This is a genomic window from Aureimonas phyllosphaerae (assembly GCF_900113065.1).
In the GTDB taxonomy this organism is placed as follows: Bacteria; Pseudomonadota; Alphaproteobacteria; order Rhizobiales; family Rhizobiaceae; genus Aureimonas; species Aureimonas phyllosphaerae.
On the sequence record NZ_FOOA01000010.1, the window covers coordinates 99,200 to 119,638 of the forward strand.

The 20,439-nt window shown below is 70.3% G+C and carries 14 protein-coding genes; 11 read left to right on the forward strand and 3 right to left on the reverse strand.

What is annotated here, in order from left to right; translation table 11 throughout:
* The first annotated feature begins 7 nt into the window (after positions 1–7).
* The 11 genes from BM175_RS13545 to trxA all read left to right on the forward strand — a co-directional run bounded on the left by BM175_RS13545 (position 8) and on the right by trxA (position 17,207).
* Positions 8–1,804: a sensor histidine kinase gene (locus tag BM175_RS13545; protein WP_090963884.1), complete on the forward strand. Its 1,797-nt coding sequence runs from the start codon at positions 8–10 to the stop codon at positions 1,802–1,804.
* Positions 1,801–2,268 (forward strand): HPr kinase/phosphorylase, encoded by a 468-nt coding sequence (locus BM175_RS13550; RefSeq protein WP_090963886.1) that lies wholly within the window; start codon positions 1,801–1,803, stop codon positions 2,266–2,268. The genes BM175_RS13545 and BM175_RS13550 overlap by 4 nt, the downstream gene beginning before the upstream one ends.
* 180 nt (positions 2,269–2,448) lie before the next feature.
* Positions 2,449–2,850, forward strand: coding sequence for a PTS sugar transporter subunit IIA (locus BM175_RS13555; RefSeq protein ID WP_055893695.1), 402 nt, complete (start codon positions 2,449–2,451; stop codon positions 2,848–2,850).
* A gap of 38 nt (positions 2,851–2,888) precedes the next feature.
* Positions 2,889–3,224, forward strand: coding sequence for an HPr family phosphocarrier protein (locus BM175_RS13560; RefSeq protein ID WP_090963888.1), 336 nt, complete (start codon positions 2,889–2,891; stop codon positions 3,222–3,224).
* A gap of 117 nt (positions 3,225–3,341) precedes the next feature.
* A complete protein-coding gene (gene ahcY / locus BM175_RS13565) occupies positions 3,342–4,742 on the forward strand; it encodes an adenosylhomocysteinase (RefSeq protein WP_090963891.1) in 1,401 nt (466 codons plus the stop codon).
* A 263-nt stretch (positions 4,743–5,005) separates the two neighbouring features.
* Positions 5,006–7,492 carry a PAS domain-containing sensor histidine kinase gene (locus BM175_RS13570; RefSeq protein ID WP_244545997.1) on the forward strand — a complete coding sequence of 829 codons (2,487 nt, stop codon included), beginning with the start codon at positions 5,006–5,008 and terminating at the stop codon, positions 7,490–7,492.
* Positions 7,489–9,042: a tRNA (adenosine(37)-N6)-threonylcarbamoyltransferase complex ATPase subunit type 1 TsaE gene (tsaE, locus tag BM175_RS13575; protein WP_090963894.1), complete on the forward strand. Its 1,554-nt coding sequence runs from the start codon at positions 7,489–7,491 to the stop codon at positions 9,040–9,042. The genes BM175_RS13570 and tsaE overlap by 4 nt, the downstream gene beginning before the upstream one ends.
* A gap of 66 nt (positions 9,043–9,108) precedes the next feature.
* Positions 9,109–9,822: a nucleotidyltransferase family protein gene (locus BM175_RS13580; protein ID WP_090963957.1), complete on the forward strand. Its 714-nt coding sequence runs from the start codon at positions 9,109–9,111 to the stop codon at positions 9,820–9,822.
* Between the two features lie 202 nt (positions 9,823–10,024).
* On the forward strand, positions 10,025–13,135 hold the full coding sequence (addB, locus tag BM175_RS13585) for a double-strand break repair protein AddB (RefSeq protein ID WP_090963896.1): 3,111 nt from the start codon (positions 10,025–10,027) through the stop codon (positions 13,133–13,135).
* Positions 13,132–16,758 (forward strand): double-strand break repair helicase AddA, encoded by a 3,627-nt coding sequence (addA, locus tag BM175_RS13590; protein WP_090963898.1) that lies wholly within the window; start codon positions 13,132–13,134, stop codon positions 16,756–16,758. Before addB ends, addA begins: the two co-directional genes overlap by 4 nt.
* Positions 16,759–16,886: 128 nt before the next feature.
* Entirely contained in the window at positions 16,887–17,207 is a 321-nt protein-coding gene (gene trxA, locus BM175_RS13595; RefSeq protein WP_055893715.1) for a thioredoxin, read from the forward strand.
* 65 nt (positions 17,208–17,272) lie between these two features.
* Here trxA and BM175_RS13600 read toward each other — a convergent pair whose 3' ends face one another.
* The 3 genes from BM175_RS13600 to trpA form a co-directional block, all read right to left on the reverse strand.
* Positions 17,273–18,610, reverse strand: coding sequence for a bifunctional folylpolyglutamate synthase/dihydrofolate synthase (locus BM175_RS13600; protein WP_090963900.1), 1,338 nt, complete (start codon positions 18,608–18,610; stop codon positions 17,273–17,275).
* Between the two features lie 8 nt (positions 18,611–18,618).
* Entirely contained in the window at positions 18,619–19,530 is a 912-nt protein-coding gene (gene accD / locus BM175_RS13605) for an acetyl-CoA carboxylase, carboxyltransferase subunit beta (protein ID WP_090963902.1), read from the reverse strand.
* An 80-nt stretch (positions 19,531–19,610) separates the two neighbouring features.
* Positions 19,611–20,438, reverse strand: coding sequence for a tryptophan synthase subunit alpha (gene trpA / locus BM175_RS13610; RefSeq protein ID WP_090963903.1), 828 nt, complete (start codon positions 20,436–20,438; stop codon positions 19,611–19,613).
* Position 20,439: the final 1 nt, after the last annotated feature.

Sequence of the window (20,439 nt, forward strand, 5' to 3'; positions counted from 1 at the left end):
GCCGGCCTTGACGGCGACGGACACATCCGAGACGGGACGCACAGCGGCCGCGCGCCGGCGGGTGGGTCGCTGGCGGCGAAAGCCGCTGGTGCGCCGGCTTCTGATCCGCGCCCGGCGCCTTCTCGGCCACTCGGTGTTCTCCTCGCTGACGCGGCGCATCGTCTTCCTCAACCTCGTCGCGCTGATCGTCCTCGTCTCCGGCATCCTCTATCTCAACCAGTTCCGCGCCGGGCTGATCGACGCGCGCGTCGAGAGCCTTCTCACGCAGGGCGAGATCATCGCGAGCGCCATCGCCTCCTCGGCGACGGTCGAGACCGATTCAATCACCGTCGACCCCGAGCGGCTGCTGGAGCTTCAGGCTGGCGCGACACTTCAGCCCAATCCCGACCAGTCGGAATCGCTCGACTTTCCGATCAATCCCGAGCGCGTCGCCCCCCTCCTGCGGCGGCTGATCTCGCCGACCCGCACGCGCGCTCGCCTCTACGATCGCGACGCCAACCTCATCCTCGATTCGCGCCATCTCTACTCGCGCGGCCAGATCCTGCGCTACGACCTGCCGCCGGTGGAGAGCGAAGAGGAAACCGGCATCTTCGCCTGGATCAGCCGCGAGACGGGCCGCCTCCTCGGCCATGGCGATCTCCCCGTCTACAAGGAGACGCCAGGCGGCTCGGGCTCGACCTATCCGGAGGTGATGAGCGCGCTCACCGGCGGCCCCCGCGCGCTCGTCCGCTCCACCGAGAACGGCGAGCTGATCGTCTCCGTCGCCGTGCCGATCCAGCGCTTCCGCGCGGTGCTCGGCGTCCTCCTCCTGTCGACGCAAGGCGGCGACATCGACAAGATCGTGCAGGCCGAGCGCATGGCGATCGTGCGCACCTTCGCGGTCGCCGCGATGGTGACGGTGATCCTTTCGGCGCTGCTCGCCTCCACCATCGCGACCCCGCTCCGCCGCCTGTCGGCCGCTGCGATCCGCGTGCGCCGGGGCGTCACCGCGCGCGAGGAGATCCCCGACTTCGGCGACCGCGCCGACGAGGTCGGCCATCTCGCCTCGGCGATCCGCGACATGACCAATGCGCTATATGCCCGCATGGACGCGATCGAGAGCTTTGCCGCCGACGTCAGCCACGAGTTGAAGAACCCGCTGACATCGCTGCGCTCGGCGGTCGAGACGCTGCCCCTCGCGCGCAATGAAAGCTCGCGCGAGCGTCTGCTCGCCGTGATCCAGCACGACGTGAAGCGCCTCGACCGGCTGATCACGGACATTGCCGATGCCTCGCGCCTCGACGCCGAGCTGGCGCGCGAGGTGGCAGGCGAGGTCGATCTCGCCGGCCTCGTCGGCTCGGTGGTGGACGGGGCGCGTGCCCATCTGAAGCCGGAGCAGCGCATTGCGATCGAGTTGACCGTCGCGCCACTGCCGCCCGGCAAGACCTACCGCGTCGCCGGCCACGACCTCCGCCTCAGCCAGGTCTTCACCAACCTCATCGACAACGCGCGCTCCTTCGTGCCGCCCGAAGACGGGCGCATCCTGGTGCGCCTGCAGCGCCGCACTCGCGCCTGCGTGGTCACGATCGAGGACAACGGGCCCGGCATCCAGGCCGAGAAGATCGACCGCATCTTCGAGCGCTTCTACACCGATCGTCCGGGTGCCGAATCCTTCGGCCAGAACTCCGGTCTCGGCCTGTCGATCTCGCGCCAGATCGTCGAGGCGCACGGCGGCGAGATCCGCGCGGAGAACATGGCCGATCCCAAGGCGCCCGGCACCATCGCGGGCGCTCGCTTCACCGTCGAGCTTCCGGCCGACACGTGAGCGCAAGGGTCAACCTCCATGCGAGCGCGCTGCGCCTTGGCGGGCGGGGCCTTCTCGTGCGTGGGCCCTCGGGCAGCGGCAAGTCCTCCCTCGCGCTCGCCGCTCTCGCCCGGGGCGGCGCCGCAGGTCTCGAGGCCGTCCTCGTGTCGGACGATCAGGTCTTCGTCGAGCCGCGAGGCGCGCAACTCTACGGGGAGGCTCCGGCGGCCACCGCCGGGCTGATCGAGGTGCGCGGCATCGGTCTCCTGTCCCGGCCGCATGTCGCCGAGACCGGTCTCGACCTCGTGGTCGATCTCGTGCCGCGCGGCTCGATCGAGCGCCTGCCGGAGGAAGGCTCCGTGATCCTCCTAGGGATCGGGATTCGACGGATTGTGCTGCCCGAGCGCGATCCGTCCTTTGCCGCCGACGTCCTTCTGACCCTCGTCGCGACGCCCTCGTTCTGGACCGCCACGCGCGCCGGTTGATATCGCGTCGCAGCATTCGCGTCGCGGCTTCGTGAATGAGGAAAAAGTCCCGGAATGCAGGCGTTCGGCGCCAGTCTGGAAAGATTCCGAGGGGTGTGACTTGCTGCGTCTTGCAGCAATCTGGCCGCAAGCGCACAATCCGTTGCACAGGGAAGTGGCGGAGTCCGGGATGGTCGACGTATGATAGGACTGGTGCTGGTGACGCATGGCCAGCTCGCGCGTGAATTCAAGCTCGCCGTGGAGCATGTGGTCGGCCGCCAGGAGGCGTTCGAGACCATCTGCATCGGTCCCGACGACGACATGGAGCAGCGGCGGCTGGACATCCTCCAGGCGGTCCGCGAGGCCGAGCGCGGCAAGGGCGTGATCATCCTGACCGACATGTTCGGCGGCACCCCGTCCAACCTCGCCATCTCGGTGATGGACGAAGGCAACATCGATGTCCTTGCGGGCGTCAATCTGCCGATGCTGATCAAGCTCGCCAGCGTGCGCGGCGAGAAGCCGATGGCCGACGCGCTCGTCGCCGCCCAAGATGCCGGCCGCAAGTACATCGCCGTCGCAAGCCGCATCCTCAGCGGCAAGTAGCTCTCGAACAGGTTCAACGGATCATCGGCGGCCGAGCCATGGACAAGTCAGAACACTTCCCCTCGCCGCCCGAATCGCTTCAAGCCGGCTCGCCCGCCTCCGGCCCGGTCGAGCAGACGATGACCATCGTCAACCGCAAGGGCCTCCATGCCCGCGCCTCGGCTAAGTTCGTGCAGCTCGCCGAACAGTTCGACTGCGACATCACCATCTCGCGCGAGGGCCTGTCGGTCGGCGGCCAGTCGATCATGGGCCTGATGATGCTGGCGGCCGGCCAGGGGACCACGATCGACGTGCGCGCCGAGGGCCACGACGCCGACAAGGCCGTGGCGGCGATCTCGGCGCTGGTCGCGGACCGGTTCGGCGAGGACTGCTGACCGCCGAGATAACGATATAAGGATTTCCTTATATCCTCTCTCCTGCTAAGGAAGCGCCTTGAACGGCGGCACCGGACGGCTCGGCCGAGCCTGCTGCCCCATCCAAGGAGCTTCCGCATGGCCAATACGGGCGATTTCGTCGTCAAGGATCTTTCGCTGGCCGATTGGGGCCGCAAGGAACTCGACATCGCGGAAACCGAGATGCCGGGCCTCATGGCCTGCCGCGAGGAGTTCGGCGCCGACCAGCCGCTGCGGGGCGCGCGCATCACCGGCTCGCTGCACATGACCATCCAGACCGCGGTCCTGATCGAGACCCTGCAGGCGCTCGGCGCCAAGGTTCGCTGGGCCTCGTGCAACATCTTCTCGACGCAGGACCACGCCGCGGCCGCGATCGCCGCGACCGGCACGCCGGTCTTCGCCGTCAAGGGCGAGAGCCTCGAGGAATACTGGGACTACACCGACCGGATCTTCCAGTGGCCGGACGGCGAGCCCTCCAACATGATCCTCGACGACGGCGGCGACGCCACGATGTACATCCTGACCGGCGCGCGCGCGGAAGCCGGCGAGGACGTCCTGTCGAATCCCGGCTCCGAGGAGGAGGAAGTCCTCTTCGCGCAGATCCGCAAGCGCCTCGCGGCCACCCCCGGCTTCTTCGCCCGCCAGCGCGACGCCATCAAGGGCGTGACGGAGGAGACGACGACGGGCGTCAACCGCCTCTACCAGCTGCAGAAGCGCGGCCTCCTGCCCTTCCCGGCGATCAACGTCAACGACTCGGTGACGAAGTCGAAGTTCGACAACAAGTACGGCTGCAAGGAATCGCTCGTCGACGGCATCCGCCGCGCGACCGACGTAATGATGGCCGGCAAGGTGGCCGTGGTCTGCGGATACGGCGACGTCGGCAAGGGCTCGGCCGCCTCGCTCCAGGGCGCGGGCGCGCGCGTGAAGGTGACCGAGGTCGATCCGATCTGCGCGCTGCAGGCGGCGATGGACGGGTTCGAGGTCGTCACCCTCGAGGACGCCGCGCCGACAGCCGACATCATCATCACGACCACCGGCAACAAGGATGTCGTGACGCTCGACACGATGCGCACCGTCAAGGACATGTGCATCGTCGGCAACATCGGCCACTTCGACAACGAGATCCAGGTGGCGAGCCTTCGCAACCTGCAGTGGATCAACATCAAGCCGCAGGTCGACATGGTGACCTTCCCGGACGGCAAGCGCATGCTGCTTCTGTCGGAGGGCCGTCTCCTCAACCTCGGCAACGCGACCGGCCACCCGTCCTTCGTGATGTCGGCGTCCTTCACCAACCAGACGCTGGCGCAGATCGAGCTCTTCACCAAGGGCGAGAAGTACGAGAACCAGGTCTATGTCCTGCCCAAGCACCTCGACGAGAAGGTCGCGCGCCTCCACCTCGACAAGCTCGGCGCCCGGCTTTCCACCCTCTCGGAGGATCAGGCCGCCTATATCGGCGTGACGCCGCAGGGCCCGTTCAAGGCCGAGCACTATCGTTACTGATGACGGACCGGCCACCCGTCGCGATGGCGGGGGCCGCATAGCAAGAGGGCGTCGGGGGCAAGCCCCCCGGCGCCTTTTCTTTTTTCCGATGCGTGTCCGATCGACGCTTTGCGGACGGTTATCCACCGTTTAGATTCGCCTGCATGCCTGCCGTTGGGGAGCGGGGGCGCTTACGGGGACACCCGCCTCGCTCGAGGGGCGGCTGAAAGGACGCGATGCGGACGCGCGAATCAGTGCAGGAGGCGGGTCGGGGGACCTGCTCGTTGAAAGCTGGCCGGAACGCCAAGTGGCGACGGGACGCGTGGGCTCCGCTGCTGGCGTCGGCGGTCCTCGTTCTCGGCAACGGTCCGGCGCGGGCGCAGGCCGAGGCCCAGCCGCTCGCCGCCGAGCCGCTCCTCTATCTCGCCCTCGTGGCCCTGACGATCGGCGCGGCGATGATCGCGGCCTTCTGGCTGATCCGCCAGCAGGCTGCGACCGCCGAGGAGAATGTCCGGCTCCGCGCGGAACTCGCCGACGCGCTGACTGAGGCCGACCGGCGCGCCGGCCTCCTCAACGACGATCACCAGCGCCTCGTCGTCTATGCCGGCACCGGCGCCCCGGACATCATCGGAACGCTGCCGAAGAATCTTGGCGTCCCCAGCGATTCCGCCGGCTTCCTCGACTTCTCCGGCTGGATGGATGCCGGCGAGGCGCGCCGGCTGGAAGCCGCGATCGCGCAGCTTCGCACCCGCGCCGAGCCCTTCCGCCTCGAGATCGAGCGCCCGGACGGGCGGCTGATCGAGGCCTCGGGCCGCACCGTCGGCGCGCTCGCCACCGTGCGCTTCGCCCCCCTGTCGGGCCTGCGCGAGGAACTGGCGGCGCTTAAAGTGGAGAACGCCCGCACCAACGGCATGATCGAGACGATGCAGTCGCTGTTCGACGCGGCGCCCCTGCCGATGTGGGTGCGCGACGCCGACGAGCGCCTGATCTGGGTGAACGACGCCTATGCCAAGGCCGTCGATGCGCCGGGCGTCACCGGCGCCGTCACCGCGCAGACCGAGTTCCTGAACGAGCAGGATCGCACCCGCATCGCCGCGACGCGCCGTCAGGCCAGCCACTTCAGCGACCGGCTCAGCGCCGTGGTCGAGGCCGACCGGCGCAACTTCCACGTCGTCGATGCGGCTGGTCCGTTCGGCGCGGCGGGGCTTGCGATCGACATCTCCGACGCCGAGGCGATCCGGCGCGAGCTCGACGAGACCGTACGCTCGCACTCCGAGACGCTGGACCAGCTAACGACCGCCATCGCGCGCTTCGACGACAAGACGCGTCTCCTCTATCACAACGCGGCCTTCGCCCGGCTGTTCGACCTGTCGACGACCTATCTCGAGACCGCGCCCGACCACATCGGTATCCTCGACCAGCTGCGCTCGCGCGGCATCCTGCCGGACGACCGCCCCTTGCGCGACGTCAAGGCCGACATCCTCGCCGCGCACCGCGCGACGCAGCCGACCGAGGCGCTCTGGCACCTGACCGACGGGCGCACGCTGCGCGTCTTCGCCAGCCCCGAGCCGCGCGGCGGCGCGAGCTGGGTGTTCGAGGACCTCACCGAGAAGCTGCAGCTGGAGTCGCGCCTCAACGCGCTGGTGCGCCTGCAGGGCGAGACGCTGGACTATCTGCGCGAGGGTGTCGCCGTGTTCGGCCAGGACGGGCGCCTGCGCCTGTCCAACCCGATCTTCGCCGAACTCTGGGGCCTGTCGGCCGAGTTCCTCGCCGCCAAGCCGCACATCCGCTCCTTCGCGGCCACCGCCTCGGTTTCGATCCGCGCGCCGCTCGGCGGCGAGGCCGGCCCGACCTGGGCGACCTTCTCCCATGCCGTCACCGCCTTCGACGAGGGCGCGCGCGAGGCCGAGAGCGGCGAGATCGAGCTGTCGGACGGGCGCGTCCAGGCCTACGGCATCGTGCCGCTGCCGAACGGCCAGACCATGCTCACCTTCACCGACATCTCGGACGCGCGCGAGGCCGAGCGCATGCTGCGCGAGCGTAACGACGCGCTGGAGAACGCCGCGCGCCTCAAGAGCGACTTCGTCCAGCACGTCAACTACGAGCTGCGCTCGCCGCTGACCAATATCATCGGCTTCTCCGCGCTCCTGCGCTCGCCCGAGACGGGGCCGCTGAACGACCGCCAGTCGGAATATCTCGACTATATCGGCACCTCGACCTCGTCGCTCCTGACCATCGTCAACGACATCCTGGATCTCGCGACGATCGACGCCGGCATCATGGACCTCGATCTCACCGACGTCGACGTCGCCGGCACGGTCGGCCATGCCGCCGACGGCGTGCGCGACCGGTTCCGCGAGAACGACATCATCCTCAACATCGACCTCAGCCGCGCCGGCTCGACCTTCCGTGCCGACGGGCACCGCGTCACGCAGATCCTGTTCAACCTCCTGTCGAACGCCGCCAACTTCGCGCCGGCGGGCTCGACGGTGAACCTCAAGGCCGTGCGCAGCAACGGCGAGATGGTGTTCAGCGTCTCCGACCAGGGTCCCGGCATCGCGCCCGGCGAGGTCGCGCGCCTGTTCGAGCGCTTCGAGACCAATCCATCCGGCGGGCGGCAGTCGGGGGCCGGACTCGGCCTGTCCATCGTGCGCTCCTTCGTCGAGCTGCACGGCGGCCGGGTCGAGATCCAGTCGGGCCCGAAGGGCGGCACGACCGTGACCTGCCGCTTCCCGCTCGGCCGCGACGAGCAGGACCTCGCCGCCGAATGACGGACGCTTCGGGCGCGTTCGCCGACGAGATCCGCACCTTCACGCTGGACCTTGCCGACGAGGCCGCGACGATCCGGCTGGCGCGCCTCCTCGCGCCGCTCCTCAACACGGGCGACGTCGTCGCCCTGTCGGGGCCGCTCGGCGCCGGCAAGACGACGCTCGCCAGGGCGCTCATCCGGGCCGTGGCCGGCGATCCCGACCTCGAGGTCCCCTCGCCCACCTACACGCTGGTGCAGCTCTATCCGACGCGCCCGCGCATCAGCCACTTCGACCTCTACCGGATCGGCGATCCCGACGAACTCGTTGAACTCGGCTTCGACGAAGCGGCCGAGACCGGCATCGTGCTGGCCGAATGGCCGGAGCACGCGCCGGATGTCCTGCGCGCCGCCAACCTACGCCTCACGCTTGCGGACCGGCCCGGCGGCGGGCGGCAGGTGGCGATACACGCGCTCCCCGAGGCCGCGGCCCGCATCGAACGCCCGCTGGCGCTCCACGCGTTCCTCGCGGCGTCCGGCGAAGGCGACGCCGACCGCAAGCCCTTTCCGGGCGACGCCTCCGCGCGCCGCTACGAGGTGCTGACCACCGCAGCCGGGCGGCCCCTCATCCTGATGGATTCGCCCGATCTCGTGCTCGGCCCCCCGGTGCGGGACGGGCGCGCCTATGCCGAGATCGCCCGTTCGGCCCGCAACACGGTGCCCTTCGTCGCGGTCGCCGGGGCGCTGCGCGAGCGCGGGCTGGCGACGCCCCAGATCGAAGCCTTCGATACGTCGCGCGGTTTTGTCCTGATGGAGGACCTCGGCCGCGAGGGTGTCCTCGACGCGGACGGTCGCCCTATCCCGGAGCGCTACGAGACGGCGATGCTGACGCTCGCCCATCTCCACGCGACGCCGTTCGATCCGCATCTCGTGCTGCCGGACGGACGCCCCTACGAGGTGCCGCCGTTCGACCACGCCGCCATGGCGATCGAGGCGAGCCTCCTCGTCGACTGGTACCTGCCGCACGTCTTCGGCCGGCCCGAGACGCAAGGCGAGCGCTCTGCCTTCGAATCCGTCTGGTCCCGGCTGTTCACGGCCCTCGACACGGCCGAGCGCCACATCGTCCAGCGCGACGTTCAGGCGCCCAATCTCGTCTGGCGCGCTGAGCGGACCGGTCTGGACCGCATCGCCTTCCTCGACTTCCAGGACGCGATGGTCGGCCCCTCGGCCTACGACGTCGCCGCCCTTGCCCACGACCCGCGCGTCACGATCGAGCCGGCGCTGGAAGGCCGCCTGCGCGGCGCCTATGTCGACGCGCGCCGCAAAGCCGATCCCGCCTTCGACGAGGCCGGCTTCGCCGCCGCCTATGCGATCATGGCGGCGCAACGCCAGACCAAGATTCTCGGCATCTTCGTCCGGTTGCTCCTTCGCGACGGCAAGCCGCAATACCTGCGTCACATTCCCCGGATTAAAGCCTATCTCAGGACGATCCTGACCCATCCGGCGCTCGGCGAACTGGCCAGTCTCTACGAGGCATGGCACCTTCTGGACGAAGCCGACGCCCCACACCGCTAAGAGCCCGACGTGAACGCCCGCATCATTCCCGCCCGCCTGCCCCGCGCCCCGAAGCCGAAGACCGCGATGATTCTCGCCGCGGGTCTCGGCAAGCGCATGCGCCCGATCACCTCGACCATCCCGAAGCCGCTGGTCGAGATTCGCGGCAAGGCGCTGATCGACTACGGCCTCGACGCGCTCGCCCGCAACGGCGTCGAGCGCGTCGTCGTCAACGTCCACTACATGGCCGACCTGATGCGCGCGCACCTGCGCAAGCGCCGCGACATGGAGGTGCTGGTCTCCGACGAGAGCGACAAGCTGCTTGAATCGGGCGGCGGCATCGTGCGCGCCCTGCCGCTGATCGGCGACGATCCGTTCTATCTCATCAATTCCGACACGTTCTGGATCGACGGCTACCGCGACAACCTCGACCTCCTCGCCGATCTCTGGAATCCCGACGAGGCCGATATGTCGCTCCTCATCGCCGAGATGCGGCAGGCCACCGGCTACGAGGGGCGCGGCGACTTTACCATGGATCGCGAAGGACGCCTGCGCCGCGTCGCCGAGCGGGACATGAGCCCCTTCATCTATGCCGGCGCCGGCATCCTGAAGCCCGACCTCTTCCGCGACCTGCCGGAGGAGACCTTCTCGCTCAATCGCGTCTTCGACCGATCCATCGAGGCCGAGCGCCTCTTCGGCGTGCGCCTCGACGGGCTCTGGATCACCGTCGGCACCCCCCGCGCCATCGCCGAGGCCGAGGCCGCCTTCACCGCCAGCGCGACGCGGGCCGAGCGGGCGTAGCGGGGCTGCCGCCCCGATCCCCGCTCGGGAAAGAATTCCCGAACCCTTCTTTTCGTTTGGGACCATTTCCGAGATGGGGAAGGGCCAGCGGCCCTTCCCCATCTCGGACACGTTTCAAATGAAGAGGGGTCCAGGGGAAATCATTTCCCCTGGCGGGGTGCGGGGTGGAACCCCGCCATCCCCATCGGCTAGGGTGGCCGTGATGCCCTCGCATGTCTTTTCCATAGCCCCTGCCCTGCCGTTCCTGCCGACGCTGGCGCGCGGCGTGCTGGATGGGCGTTTCCTGCCCGGCGAGGACTTTACCGCCGATCCCCTGGCGCTCGCCGGACTGACCATCCTGGTGCCGACGCGCCGCGCGGCGCGCTCCCTGGCGGGCGAGTTCGCGCGGGCGATGGGCGGTGGATCGGCGATCCTGCCCTCGATCCGCACGCTGGCGGAAGCCGACGAGGGCGCGGCCTTCGTCGATCTCGGCGAGACGCTGGCGCCGGCGATGGACCCGTTGGAGCGGCACCTCCTGCTCGCGCGTCTCGTGCGCTTCTGGAAGGACGGGCTGAACCGGCAGGCTTTGCGCCTTCTCGCGAACGAGGAGATCGTGCTGCCGGCCTCGGCGGCGGACGCCCTCTATTCGGCCGAGGACCTCTGCGCCTTTCTGGACGAGGCGGTGACGGAAGAGGCGGGCCTGCACAAGCTGACAGGCCTTGCGCCCGATCGCCTCGCCGAATGGTGGCAGCTGACGCTGACCTTCCTGTCGATCCTGTCGGAGCAGTGGCCGGCGATCCTGAAGGAGCGCGGGGTCGAGGACCGCGCGAGCTTGCGCCGCCGCTGGTTTGACGCGGAAGCGGAGCGGCTCCAAGCCAGCGGCTCGCGCGGGCCGATCCTCGTCGCGGGCTCGACGGCGACGGCGCCCTCGACGCTGCGCTTCCTGCGCGCGGTGGCGGGGCTGCCGAACGGCGCGGTGATCCTGCCGGGCGTCGATTGCCATCTCGACGAAAAGAGCTTCGATGCGATCGATCGCTCCCGCTCCATCGCGGCGCCGGGCCACCCGCAGCATGCCCTGAAGCGCATCCTGCAGGGGCTTCTGGTGGAGCGCGAGGGCATCGAGCTCCTGTGTCCCGACCGGGGCCATCCGCTTCTGGCGCGTGAGAAGTTCCTGTCCGACGCGCTGCGCCCGGCCGAAACCACCGACGCCTGGTCCGATGCCGATCGCCTGCATGGCGGCGAGGCGCTGGACGGGCTTGAGCTGATCGAGGCGGCGGACGAGCGCGAGGAGGCGCTGGCGATCGCCGTGGCGATCCGCAACGCGCTGACCGACCCGTCCGCGACCGTCGCGCTGACGACGCCCGACCGCAACCTTGCCCGGCGCGTGTCGGCCGAGCTCGAGCGTTTCGGCGTCGCCGCCAACGATTCCGCCGGCCGCCCGCTGCACGCGACGCCGCCGGGCACCTTCTGCCTGCTCGCGCTGTCGGTCGCGTTGGAGCCGGGCGACCCGATCACCCTCCTGTCGCTCTTGAAGCACCCGCTCCTGCGGCTCGGGCTCGCACCGGCGCGCGCACGCGAGGCGGCACGCACGATCGAGCTGATCGCGCTGCGCGGCGGCTGCGGCGTCGCGGACGGAGCGAGGCTCGCGAAGCTCTTTGCCGAACGTCGCAAGGCCGCGGAGGCCGAGGACGGCCGTGCCCCGCGCCCAGTGCAGCTCGTGCCGGTCGAGGACCGCGACGCCGCGCAGGCGCTCGCCGAACGGCTGGAGGCGGCGCTCCAGCCCCTGTCCGACCTGCGCGACGGGGGCGAGCAGGAGCTCGCCGACTACGCCGTCTGCCTGACGCGCGTTCTGGAAGCGCTGGCGGCAGGCGAGGACGGCGCGCCGACGGCCCTCTATGCCGAAGAGGCGGGCGCGGCCTTGCGCGACATGCTGCGCGCCTTCGTGGCCGCGCCGGAAACCGGCTTCGCCTTCCGCGCGCCCGAGTTGCCCGACGTGGCGCTGGCGCTGATGCGCTCGATCAACGTGCGGCCGCGCGGTGGGCTGTCGCAGCGCGTCTTCATCTGGGGCGCGCTGGAGGCGCGGCTGCAGAGTGTCGACGTGATGATCCTCGGCGGGCTGAACGAGGGCACATGGCCCGGCACGGCGCGCTCCGACGCCTTCCTGTCGCGCATCATGCGTTCGGAGATCGAGCTCGATCCGCCGGAGCGCCGCATCGGCCTTGCGGCCCACGACATCTGGATGGCGCTCGGCGCCTGCCGCGTCGTGATGGCGCGCTCGCACCGCGCCGGCGGCGCGCCGGCCATCCCCTCGCGCTGGCTCCAGCGCATCCTGACGCTGGCGGGACCGGACGGTGCGAGCGCCCTGCGCACCCGCGGCGAGACCTACCTCCACCATGCGCGCCGGCTCGACGAGCGGGCGGAGGAGCCGCGCGCGCCGCGGCCGGAACCCAAGCCCCCGATGGACCGGCGGCCGATCCGCCATTCCTTCACCGAGGTCGAGACGCTGGTGCGCGACCCCTATGCGGTCTACGCCCGCCGCGTCCTGCGGCTCGATCCCCTGCCCGAGATGATCCGCGCCCCAGGCGCGCCGGAGCGCGGCGACCTCTACCACGCGATTCTCCGCCGCTTCGTGGACGACGGCATCGATCCGGATGCCGAGGACGCACGGGCGCGGCTCCTCGCCATCGCGCGCGCGGCCTTCGACGATGCCGCCCTGCCGCCCGAGATCGAGGCCGTCTGGTGGCCGCGCATGGAGACGCTGGCGACCAACATGATCGCCTGGGAGCGCGAACGCGCGCCGGACGTCGCCGAGCGCCTGACCGAGGTGAAGGGCGCCTTCGACCTGCCCGGGATCGGCGTCGGTTTCCATGGCTATGCCGACCGCATCGACCGGATGCGCGACGGCTCGGTGGAGATCATCGACTACAAGACCGGCACCACGCCGTCGGTAAAGCAGGCGCGCACGCTCCTCAGCCCGCAGCTTCCGCTGGAAGGCGCGATGGCGCGGCTCGGCGGCTTTGAAAAGCTCGGCCCGGCGTCCTCCGTGCGCGACCTCCTCTACGTGCGCCTGCGCGAGCGCGACTTCTACGAGGAACGCCTCGCGCACAACGGCGGCCGAACGGGCGAGCCGCAGTCGGGCGACGACCTGTCGGATGCCGCGCTCGGTGCCTTCCGGGGCTTGGCGGCCGCCTATCGCAACCCGGAGAAGGGCTATCTGTCGCGCGCCCGCCCCTTCCAGGCCGGAGACTTCTCGGGCCCCTACGACCATCTGGCCCGGGCGCGGGAATGGACGGCGGCGGGTGCCGGCGCCGCAGACGAGGACGCAGCGGAATGAGCGAGGTGCTTCCCACCACGATCGAGGCGCAGCGCATCGCCTCCGATCCCGCACGCTCGGTCTTCGTCGCGGCGAACGCCGGATCTGGCAAGACGCACGTCCTCACCGAGCGCGTCGTGCGGCTGCTTCTGGCGGGCGCCGAGCCATCCAAGATCCTGTGCCTCACCTACACCAAGGCGGCGGCGGCCGAGATGCAGACCCGCGTCTTCGCACGCCTCTCGCACTGGGCGGTGACGGACGAGGCGACGCTGTCCAAGGCGATCGGCGATCTCGACAAGCGCGCACCGTCGCGGGAACGCCTCGCCGAGGCGCGGCGCCTCTTCGCGCGCGCGCTCGAGGCGCCGGGCGGGCTGAAGATCCAGACCATTCACGCCTTCTGCGAGGCGGTGCTCCACCAGTTTCCGCTGGAAGCCAATATCCCCGGCCATTTCGAGGTGCTGGACGACACCGAGAGTGCGCTGCTTCTTGCCGAAGCCCGGCGCATGCTGATCTCGGGTGCGCGCACGACCCCGGACGATCCCGGCGGGCAGGACGCGGAGGACGCGGCGATCGCGCACGCCTTCGCCGATGCCCTGTCGATGGCGGGCGAATGGGGCCTCGACACGCTGCTCGGCGAGATCGTCGGGCGCCGCGACCGGCTGCGCCGGCATCTGGAAGCCGTCGGCGGCCGCGAGGCGGCCGAGGAGCGCCTGCGACGGGCGCTCGGTCTTCAGCCCGGCGAAACGGAGGCGAGCGCGCTCGGCGCGGCGATCGATCCGCCGGGCTTCGAGGACAGCTTTCGCGAGGCTCTGACTGAAGCCGCCGAGCGCAGCGGCAAGGCGACCGACGCGAAGCTCGCCGCCAAGATCGCCCTCGTCGAGAGCGCCGCAACGCCGGAGGCGCGGTTTGCCGCTCTCTGCTCGGTCGTCTTCAAGGCCGATGGCGGACGCTACAAGGCGTCAAGCGTCGCGACCAAGGCCGTATCGGGCGCCTTCGCCGACTTCGAGGAGCGGCTGGAGACGCTCGCCGAGTTCCTGGAGGAGCGGCGCGAGCGGCTCGCCACCTTGCGCCTCGCGCGTGCGAGCGGCGCGGCCCTCACCATCGCCGAAAAGCTCGAGGCGGACTACGCGGCGCTCAAGCGCCGGCGCGGGCGGCTCGACTTCGAGGACCTGATCGTGCGCACCGCCGATCTTCTGCTACGCGCGGACGCCTCGGCCTGGGTTCATTTCAAGCTCGACCAGGGCATCGACCATGTGCTCGTCGACGAGGCGCAGGATACGAGCCCGCGCCAGTGGCAGGTGGTGCGCCAGCTGGTCGAGGAGTTCTTCGCCGGCGCCTCGGCGAGCGTCAGGCCGCGCACGGTCTTCGCAGTCGGCGACGAGAAGCAGTCGATCTATTCGTTCCAGGGCGCCTCGCCGGAGATGTTCGACGCCGAGCGGCGCTATCTGCGCTCTCTCGCCGAGGGCGGGGACCGGCCGTTCGCGGCCGTCGAGCTTCACCAGTCCTTCCGCTCCGTGCCGGAGATCCTGCGGGCGGTGGATCAGGTCTTCGCCGACGCCGCCGACCGGCGCGGCCTCCAGTCGGAGGACGCTCCCCCCGTCCACGTCTCGACGCGCACCGCCGATCCCGGCCTGATCGAGGTCTGGCCGGTCGTCGTGCCGGCGACCGTTCCCCAGCACGAGGACTGGCTGACGCCGGTCGATCTCCAGCCGGAATCCTCGCCCGCCCATCGCCTTGCCGCGCGCATCGCAAGCCGCATCAGGGACTGGATCGGCCGTCCGATCCGCGTGAAGGGAAAGCTGAGGCCGCTCGACGCCGGCGATGTCCTGATCCTCGTTCGCAAGCGCTCCGGCTTCGTCGCGGCGATGGGCGCGGCGCTGCGGGCCGCAGGCATTCCCGCCGCGGGCGCCGACCGACTGGTGATTACCGACCACATCGCCGTCGCCGACCTCGTCGCGCTCGGGCGCACCGTGTCGAACGCCGAGGACGAGCTGTCGCTCGCCGCCGCCTTGAAAAGCCCGCTCTTCGGCTTCAGCGACGACGAACTGATGGCGCTCGCCCTGTCGCGCAAGGGCACGAAGCAGCCCGAGGCGCTCTACTTCGCGCTGCGCCGCCTCGCGCGGCCGGGCGGCGCGGAACGCGTGCCCGCCTTCGTGACGGGTGCGGCGCGCGAGCGGCTGCGCGACAAGGCCGCCCGCGCCTTCGACCGGCTGGAGGAGCTGCGCCGTCGCGCCGGCTTCGAGACCGTCTTCACCTTCTTCGCGCGCATCCTCGGCCCCGAGGAGGGCCGCGCGAAGCTCGTCGCGCGGCTCGGCCGCGATGCCGGCGACGTGGTGGACGCGTTCCTCGATCTGGCGCTCGCCGAAGAGCAGGCGGGGCGCGGCGGACTGGAGGCGTTCCTCGCCGATCTCGCCGCCTCGCCGCCCGAAATCAAGCGCGAGATGGAGCATGGGCGCGGCGAGGTGCGTATCATGACAACGCACGCTTCCAAGGGACTGGAGGCGCCGGTAGTCTTCCTGGTCGATCCGGGCTCGGCCCCGTTCAGCCATTCGCACGGCGCCAAGCTCATGGAATGGTCGGATATGCCCGGCCTGCCGCCCGGAATGCCGCCGGGATTTCTCTGGTGCCCGGACCTGTCGGCACGCGATGCGGCGGTCACGCGCCTGCGGGAGGCCGAACGCGCGCGCGCCGAGGACGAGTATCGCCGTCTCCTCTATGTCGGGCTGACGCGCGCGGCCGACCGGCTGGTGGTCTGCGGCCTGTCGGGCGTACGCGGGCCGGACGAGGCGTCCTGGCTGCAGAAGGTCGAGGCGGCCCTCAAGCCGCACGCGCGCGAGATCAAGGACACCGGCACGGGCGAGACCATCGCCTGGCGCCTCGGCTCGGAACTGGAGGGGGACGCCCTTCCGCCGATAGCGGCGTCCGACGCGCCGGTCTTCCGCGCGCTCGACCTGTCGAAGCTTGCGCCCGAGGACCTGCCGCCGCGTCCGCTGCAGCCATCCACGGCATCGGGCGGTAGCCGGATCGAGGTCGCGGCGATGGACGACGAAGGGGCCTTGTCGGCCTCGCCGGTGCTGGGCGCGGCGGGGCGGCCCGGCACCGGCGTGCGACGCGGCCTTCTTCTCCATCGCCTCCTTCAGGCATTGCCAGACCTCGCCCCGGAGGCGCGCGAAGTGGCAGCGCATGACTTCGCCCGGCGCGAAGGCCGAGCGCTGGGCGAGGAGGAAGCCACCCGCATCGCGGGCCAGGCGCTCGCGATCCTCGACGAGCCCGCCTGCGCCCCCTTCTTCGGCCCCGGCAACCGGGCGGAGGTGGCGGTGGCTGGCGAGATCGAGCTCGGCGGGCGACGCTATGCCGTCAGCGGTGCGATCGACCGGCTGGCGGTGACGGCGGATGCCGTTCACATCCTCGACTACAAGACGAACAGACCGTTTCCCGAATCGCTTGCCGCGGTTCCTGCCGCCCATCTCCTGCAGCTCGCGCTCTATGCCGAGATGGTGCGTCCACTCTTCAAAGGCCGACGGATCCGGGCCGCGCTCCTCTACAGCGAGGGACCACGACTGATCGAGGTGACGGAACAGGCGATGGCCGAGGCGCTGGCCGAGCGGGCGGCCCGCAGCGCTGCGGGGGGCGCGGCGGCTTGAACCGGCCGCTCCTCCCTTCTACCTATGGAGCACCCGAGACCGGCCCCAGGCGATTCCCGCGCGCCGGCTCTTTCTCGAACCATCGCGCAATGGCTTCACTCGCAGCCCTTGCGTCATCGGAGCGCCCCATGGCCACCAAGAAGACCGACAGTTCCTCGTTCCAGTCCGACGTCCTGGAGGCCGGCAAGCCGGTCGTCGTCGACTTCTGGGCGGAGTGGTGCGGCCCCTGCAAGATGATCGCGCCGAGCCTCGAGGAGATTTCCGAGGAGAACGACAAGGTGTCGATCGTGAAGGTCAACATCGACGAGAACCCGGATCTTGCCGCGCAGTTCGGCGTGCGCTCGATCCCGACGTTGATGCTCTTCAATCCCGGCCAGGAGCCGGTGGTGAAGGTCGGCGCTGCCGCCAAGAGCCAGCTTCTCGCCTGGATCAATCAGAACGCCGCCTGAGCCTCCGGCTCACGGCAACCAGAAGCCCGCGCCGCTTGCCGGTCGCGGGCTTTTTTCGTGAGGTTTCAGCGCGGCGCGAGGCCGCTCTCGGCGAGGACGTCGCCGGCGAGATAGAGCGAGCCGCAGATCAGGAAGCGCGGGGCCGGCCCGCCGCGCCAGTGCGAGGCGACGCGGCGGATCGCCGCCGACACGTCGGCCGCCGGCTCGGCGTCGAGCCCGGCCTCCAACGCCGCGTCCGCCAGCACCACCGGGTCGACGCCGGCATCCGACGAGCGGATCGGCACGGTGAAGGCATGGCGCGCCATGCCCGCGAAGGCCTCGAAGAAGCCCTTGGGCTCCTTGGTGTTCAGCATGCCGGCGATCAGGACCAGAGGGCGCGACACCCGCTCCTCCATGTCGGCCATCGCCTCGGCGATGACGAGGCCGGCGCCCGGATTGTGCCCGCCGTCGAGCCAGATTTCCGAGCCCTCGGGCGCCAGCGCGACCAGCGGACCGGCGGTGATGCGCTGGAGGCGGCCGGGCCACTCGGCCGCCGCAATGCCACGCTCGATCTCGGTGGCGCTCGGGCTGAAGCCGGCGGCGCGCACGGCGGCGATCGCGGTTGCGGCGTTGCCGATCTGGTGGCGGCCGGGAAGGCGCGGCAGCGCGAGGTCAAGAAGCCCGTACTCGTCCTGATAGACGAGGCGGCCGCGCTCGGAGATCGCGTGGAACTCCTGCCCATGGATGAAGACCGGCGCGCCGGTGCGCCGGGCGTGGTCGCGCAGGACCTCGAGCGCCGTCGGCTCCGTCTGCGGGCCGATCACGACGGGCGAGCCGCGCTTGAAGATGCCGGCCTTCTCGGCGGCGATCAGTTCGACGCGGTCGCCGAGGTAGGCCTGATGGTCGAGCGAGATCGAGGTGACCGCGGTCACCGCCGGGCGATCCACCACGTTGGTCGCGTCGAAGCGACCGCCGAGGCCGACCTCGAGCAGCACGGCATCGGCTGGGTGCTCGGAGAACAGGAGAAAGGCGACGGCGCTGAGGAGCTCGAAGACGGTCAGCGTCTCGTCGCCGTTGGCGGCTGCCGCGCGCCGCACCGTCTCGGCGAGAAGCGCGTCGTCGACCAGCGCACCGCGCGCGCCCGCAGGGCCGGCCATCCGGTAGCGCTCGTGCCAGTCGACGAGATGGGGCGAGGTATGGACGTGAACGCCCTTGCCCGCCGCTTCGAGGATCGCGCGCGCGAAGGCGACCGTCGATCCCTTGCCGTTGGTGCCGGCGACATGGATCACCGGCGGGAGCCGATGCTGCGGCTCACTGAGGGCTGTAAGAAGCCGACGGATGCGGTCGAGGCCGAGATCGATGCCCTTCGGCATGCGCTCGTGGAGGCGGGCGATCTCGCCCGCCGCAAGGCTGGTCGCGCTCATCGCGCCCGTCAGGCCGCCGCTGCGGGTTCGGCAGACGGCGTCACCTCTTCGGCGGGCACGGCCAACGGCGCCTTCGTCAGCACCTTGAGAAGGCGGGCGATCGTGCCCTTCAGCTCATGCCGGTGGACGACCATGTCCACCATGCCGTGCTCCATCAGGTATTCGGAGCGCTGGAACCCCTCGGGCAGCTTCTCGCGGATGGTCTGCTCGATGACGCGCGGACCGGCAAAGCCGATCAGGGCGCCGGGCTCGGCGATGTGGACATCGCCGAGCATCGCGTAGGACGCGGTGACGCCGCCCGTCGTCGGGTTGGTGAGGACGACGATGTAGGGAAGCCCCGCCTCCTTCACCATGTCGACGGCGACCGTCGTGCGCGGCAGTTGCATCAGCGACAGGATGCCCTCCTGCATACGCGCGCCGCCTGAGGAGGCGAAGAGCACGAGCGGGCGCGAGCGCTCCACCGCCGTCTCGGCCGCGGTGACGATCGCCTCGCCCGCCGCCATGCCGAGCGAGCCGCCCATGAAGGCGAAGTCCTGTACGGCGGCGACGATCGGCAGCGCCTCGATCGCACCGCAGGCGACGAGGACGGAATCCTCCATGCCGGTCTTGGCCTTGGAGTCCTTCAGGCGATCGACATAGCGGCGCTCGTCACGGAACTTCAGCGGGTCGACCGGCACCTTCTCCAGCGTGATCTCCTCGAAGATCCCGTCGTCGAAGAAGGTCGTCAGCCGGTCGCGCGCGCCGATGCGCATGTGGAAGCCCGAGGACGGGATCACGAACTGGTTGGCCTCGAGGTCCTTGTGGAAGACCATCTCTCCGGTCTCGGGACACTTGATCCAGAGGTTTTCCGGCACCTCGCGCGGCTGCTGGCCGAGAAGGCTCGAAATCTTCGGGCGGACGTAGTTGGTGATCCAGTTCACGGGAGCCTGGTCCTTCGAAACACGTGCGGCGGGCGCGGCGCTGCGGCGGCCCGGCCTTCGACTGCTAGATGGCGGCCTTTTCAGGCGGCCGCAAGGCGGGCGTCCCGAAGGCCGCCGGCGAGATCGCGCACCAGCCCGGTCACGGCCTCGACCATGGCCGGCGTCCCGCCGTCCCGCGCCGCCTCGATCGCGGCGACCAGCGCCGAACCGACCACGACGCCGTCGGCGTGGCGACCGATCGCGCCAGCCTGCTCGGCCGTGCGCACGCCGAAGCCGACGCAGACCGGAAGCGGCGTCTTCGCCTTGATGCGCCCGACGGCGGCCGCGACGGCGGTCGTGTCCGGGGCCGCGGAACCGGTGATGCCGTTGACCGAGACGTAGTAGACGAAGCCGGACGTGTTCTTCAGAACCGCCGGAAGGCGCCGCTCGTCGGTGGTCGGCGTCGCCAGGCGGATGAAGTTGAGGCCGCCTTCGATCGCCGGAAGGCAAAGCTCGCCGTCCATCTCGGGCGGCAGGTCGACGACGATCAGGCCGTCGACGCCCGCGTTCTTCGCGTCGGCCACGAAGCGCTCGACACCGTAGATGAAGACCGGATTGTAGTAGCCCATCAGGATGATCGGCGTCGCATCGTCCTCCTGCCGGAAGGCGCGCACCGTTTCGAGCGTACGGCCGAGCGTCTCGCCGGCCTGCAGCGCACGGAGCCCCGCGCGCTGGATCGCCGGGCCGTCGGCCATCGGATCGGAGAAGGGCATGCCGAGCTCGATCAGGTCGGCGCCGGCGCCGGGCAGCGCCCGCAGGATCTCCAGCGTCGTGCCGGCATCGGGGTCGCCCGCCATGATGAAGGTGACGAGCGCGGGGCGTCCTTCCGCCTTCAGTGCCTCGAAGCGCGTCTCGATGCGTGTGGTCATG

What these genes read in the sequence shown, in the direction of transcription:
- BM175_RS13555 (WP_055893695.1), top strand. Translation starts at nt 2,449, where the DNA reads ATGATAGGACTGGTGCTGGTGACGCATGGCCAGCTCGCGCGTGAATTC.
- BM175_RS13560 (WP_090963888.1), top strand. Translation starts at nt 2,889, where the DNA reads ATGGACAAGTCAGAACACTTCCCCTCGCCGCCCGAATCGCTTCAAGCC.
- ahcY (WP_090963891.1), top strand. Translation starts at nt 3,342, where the DNA reads ATGGCCAATACGGGCGATTTCGTCGTCAAGGATCTTTCGCTGGCCGAT.
- tsaE (WP_090963894.1), top strand. Translation starts at nt 7,489, where the DNA reads ATGACGGACGCTTCGGGCGCGTTCGCCGACGAGATCCGCACCTTCACG.
- BM175_RS13580 (WP_090963957.1), top strand. Translation starts at nt 9,109, where the DNA reads ATGATTCTCGCCGCGGGTCTCGGCAAGCGCATGCGCCCGATCACCTCG.
- addB (WP_090963896.1), top strand. Translation starts at nt 10,025, where the DNA reads ATGCCCTCGCATGTCTTTTCCATAGCCCCTGCCCTGCCGTTCCTGCCG.
- addA (WP_090963898.1), top strand. Translation starts at nt 13,132, where the DNA reads ATGAGCGAGGTGCTTCCCACCACGATCGAGGCGCAGCGCATCGCCTCC.
- trxA (WP_055893715.1), top strand. Translation starts at nt 16,887, where the DNA reads ATGGCCACCAAGAAGACCGACAGTTCCTCGTTCCAGTCCGACGTCCTG.
- BM175_RS13600 (WP_090963900.1), bottom strand. Translation starts at nt 18,610, where the DNA reads ATGAGCGCGACCAGCCTTGCGGCGGGCGAGATCGCCCGCCTCCACGAG.
- trpA (WP_090963903.1), bottom strand. Translation starts at nt 20,438, where the DNA reads ATGACCACACGCATCGAGACGCGCTTCGAGGCACTGAAGGCGGAAGGA.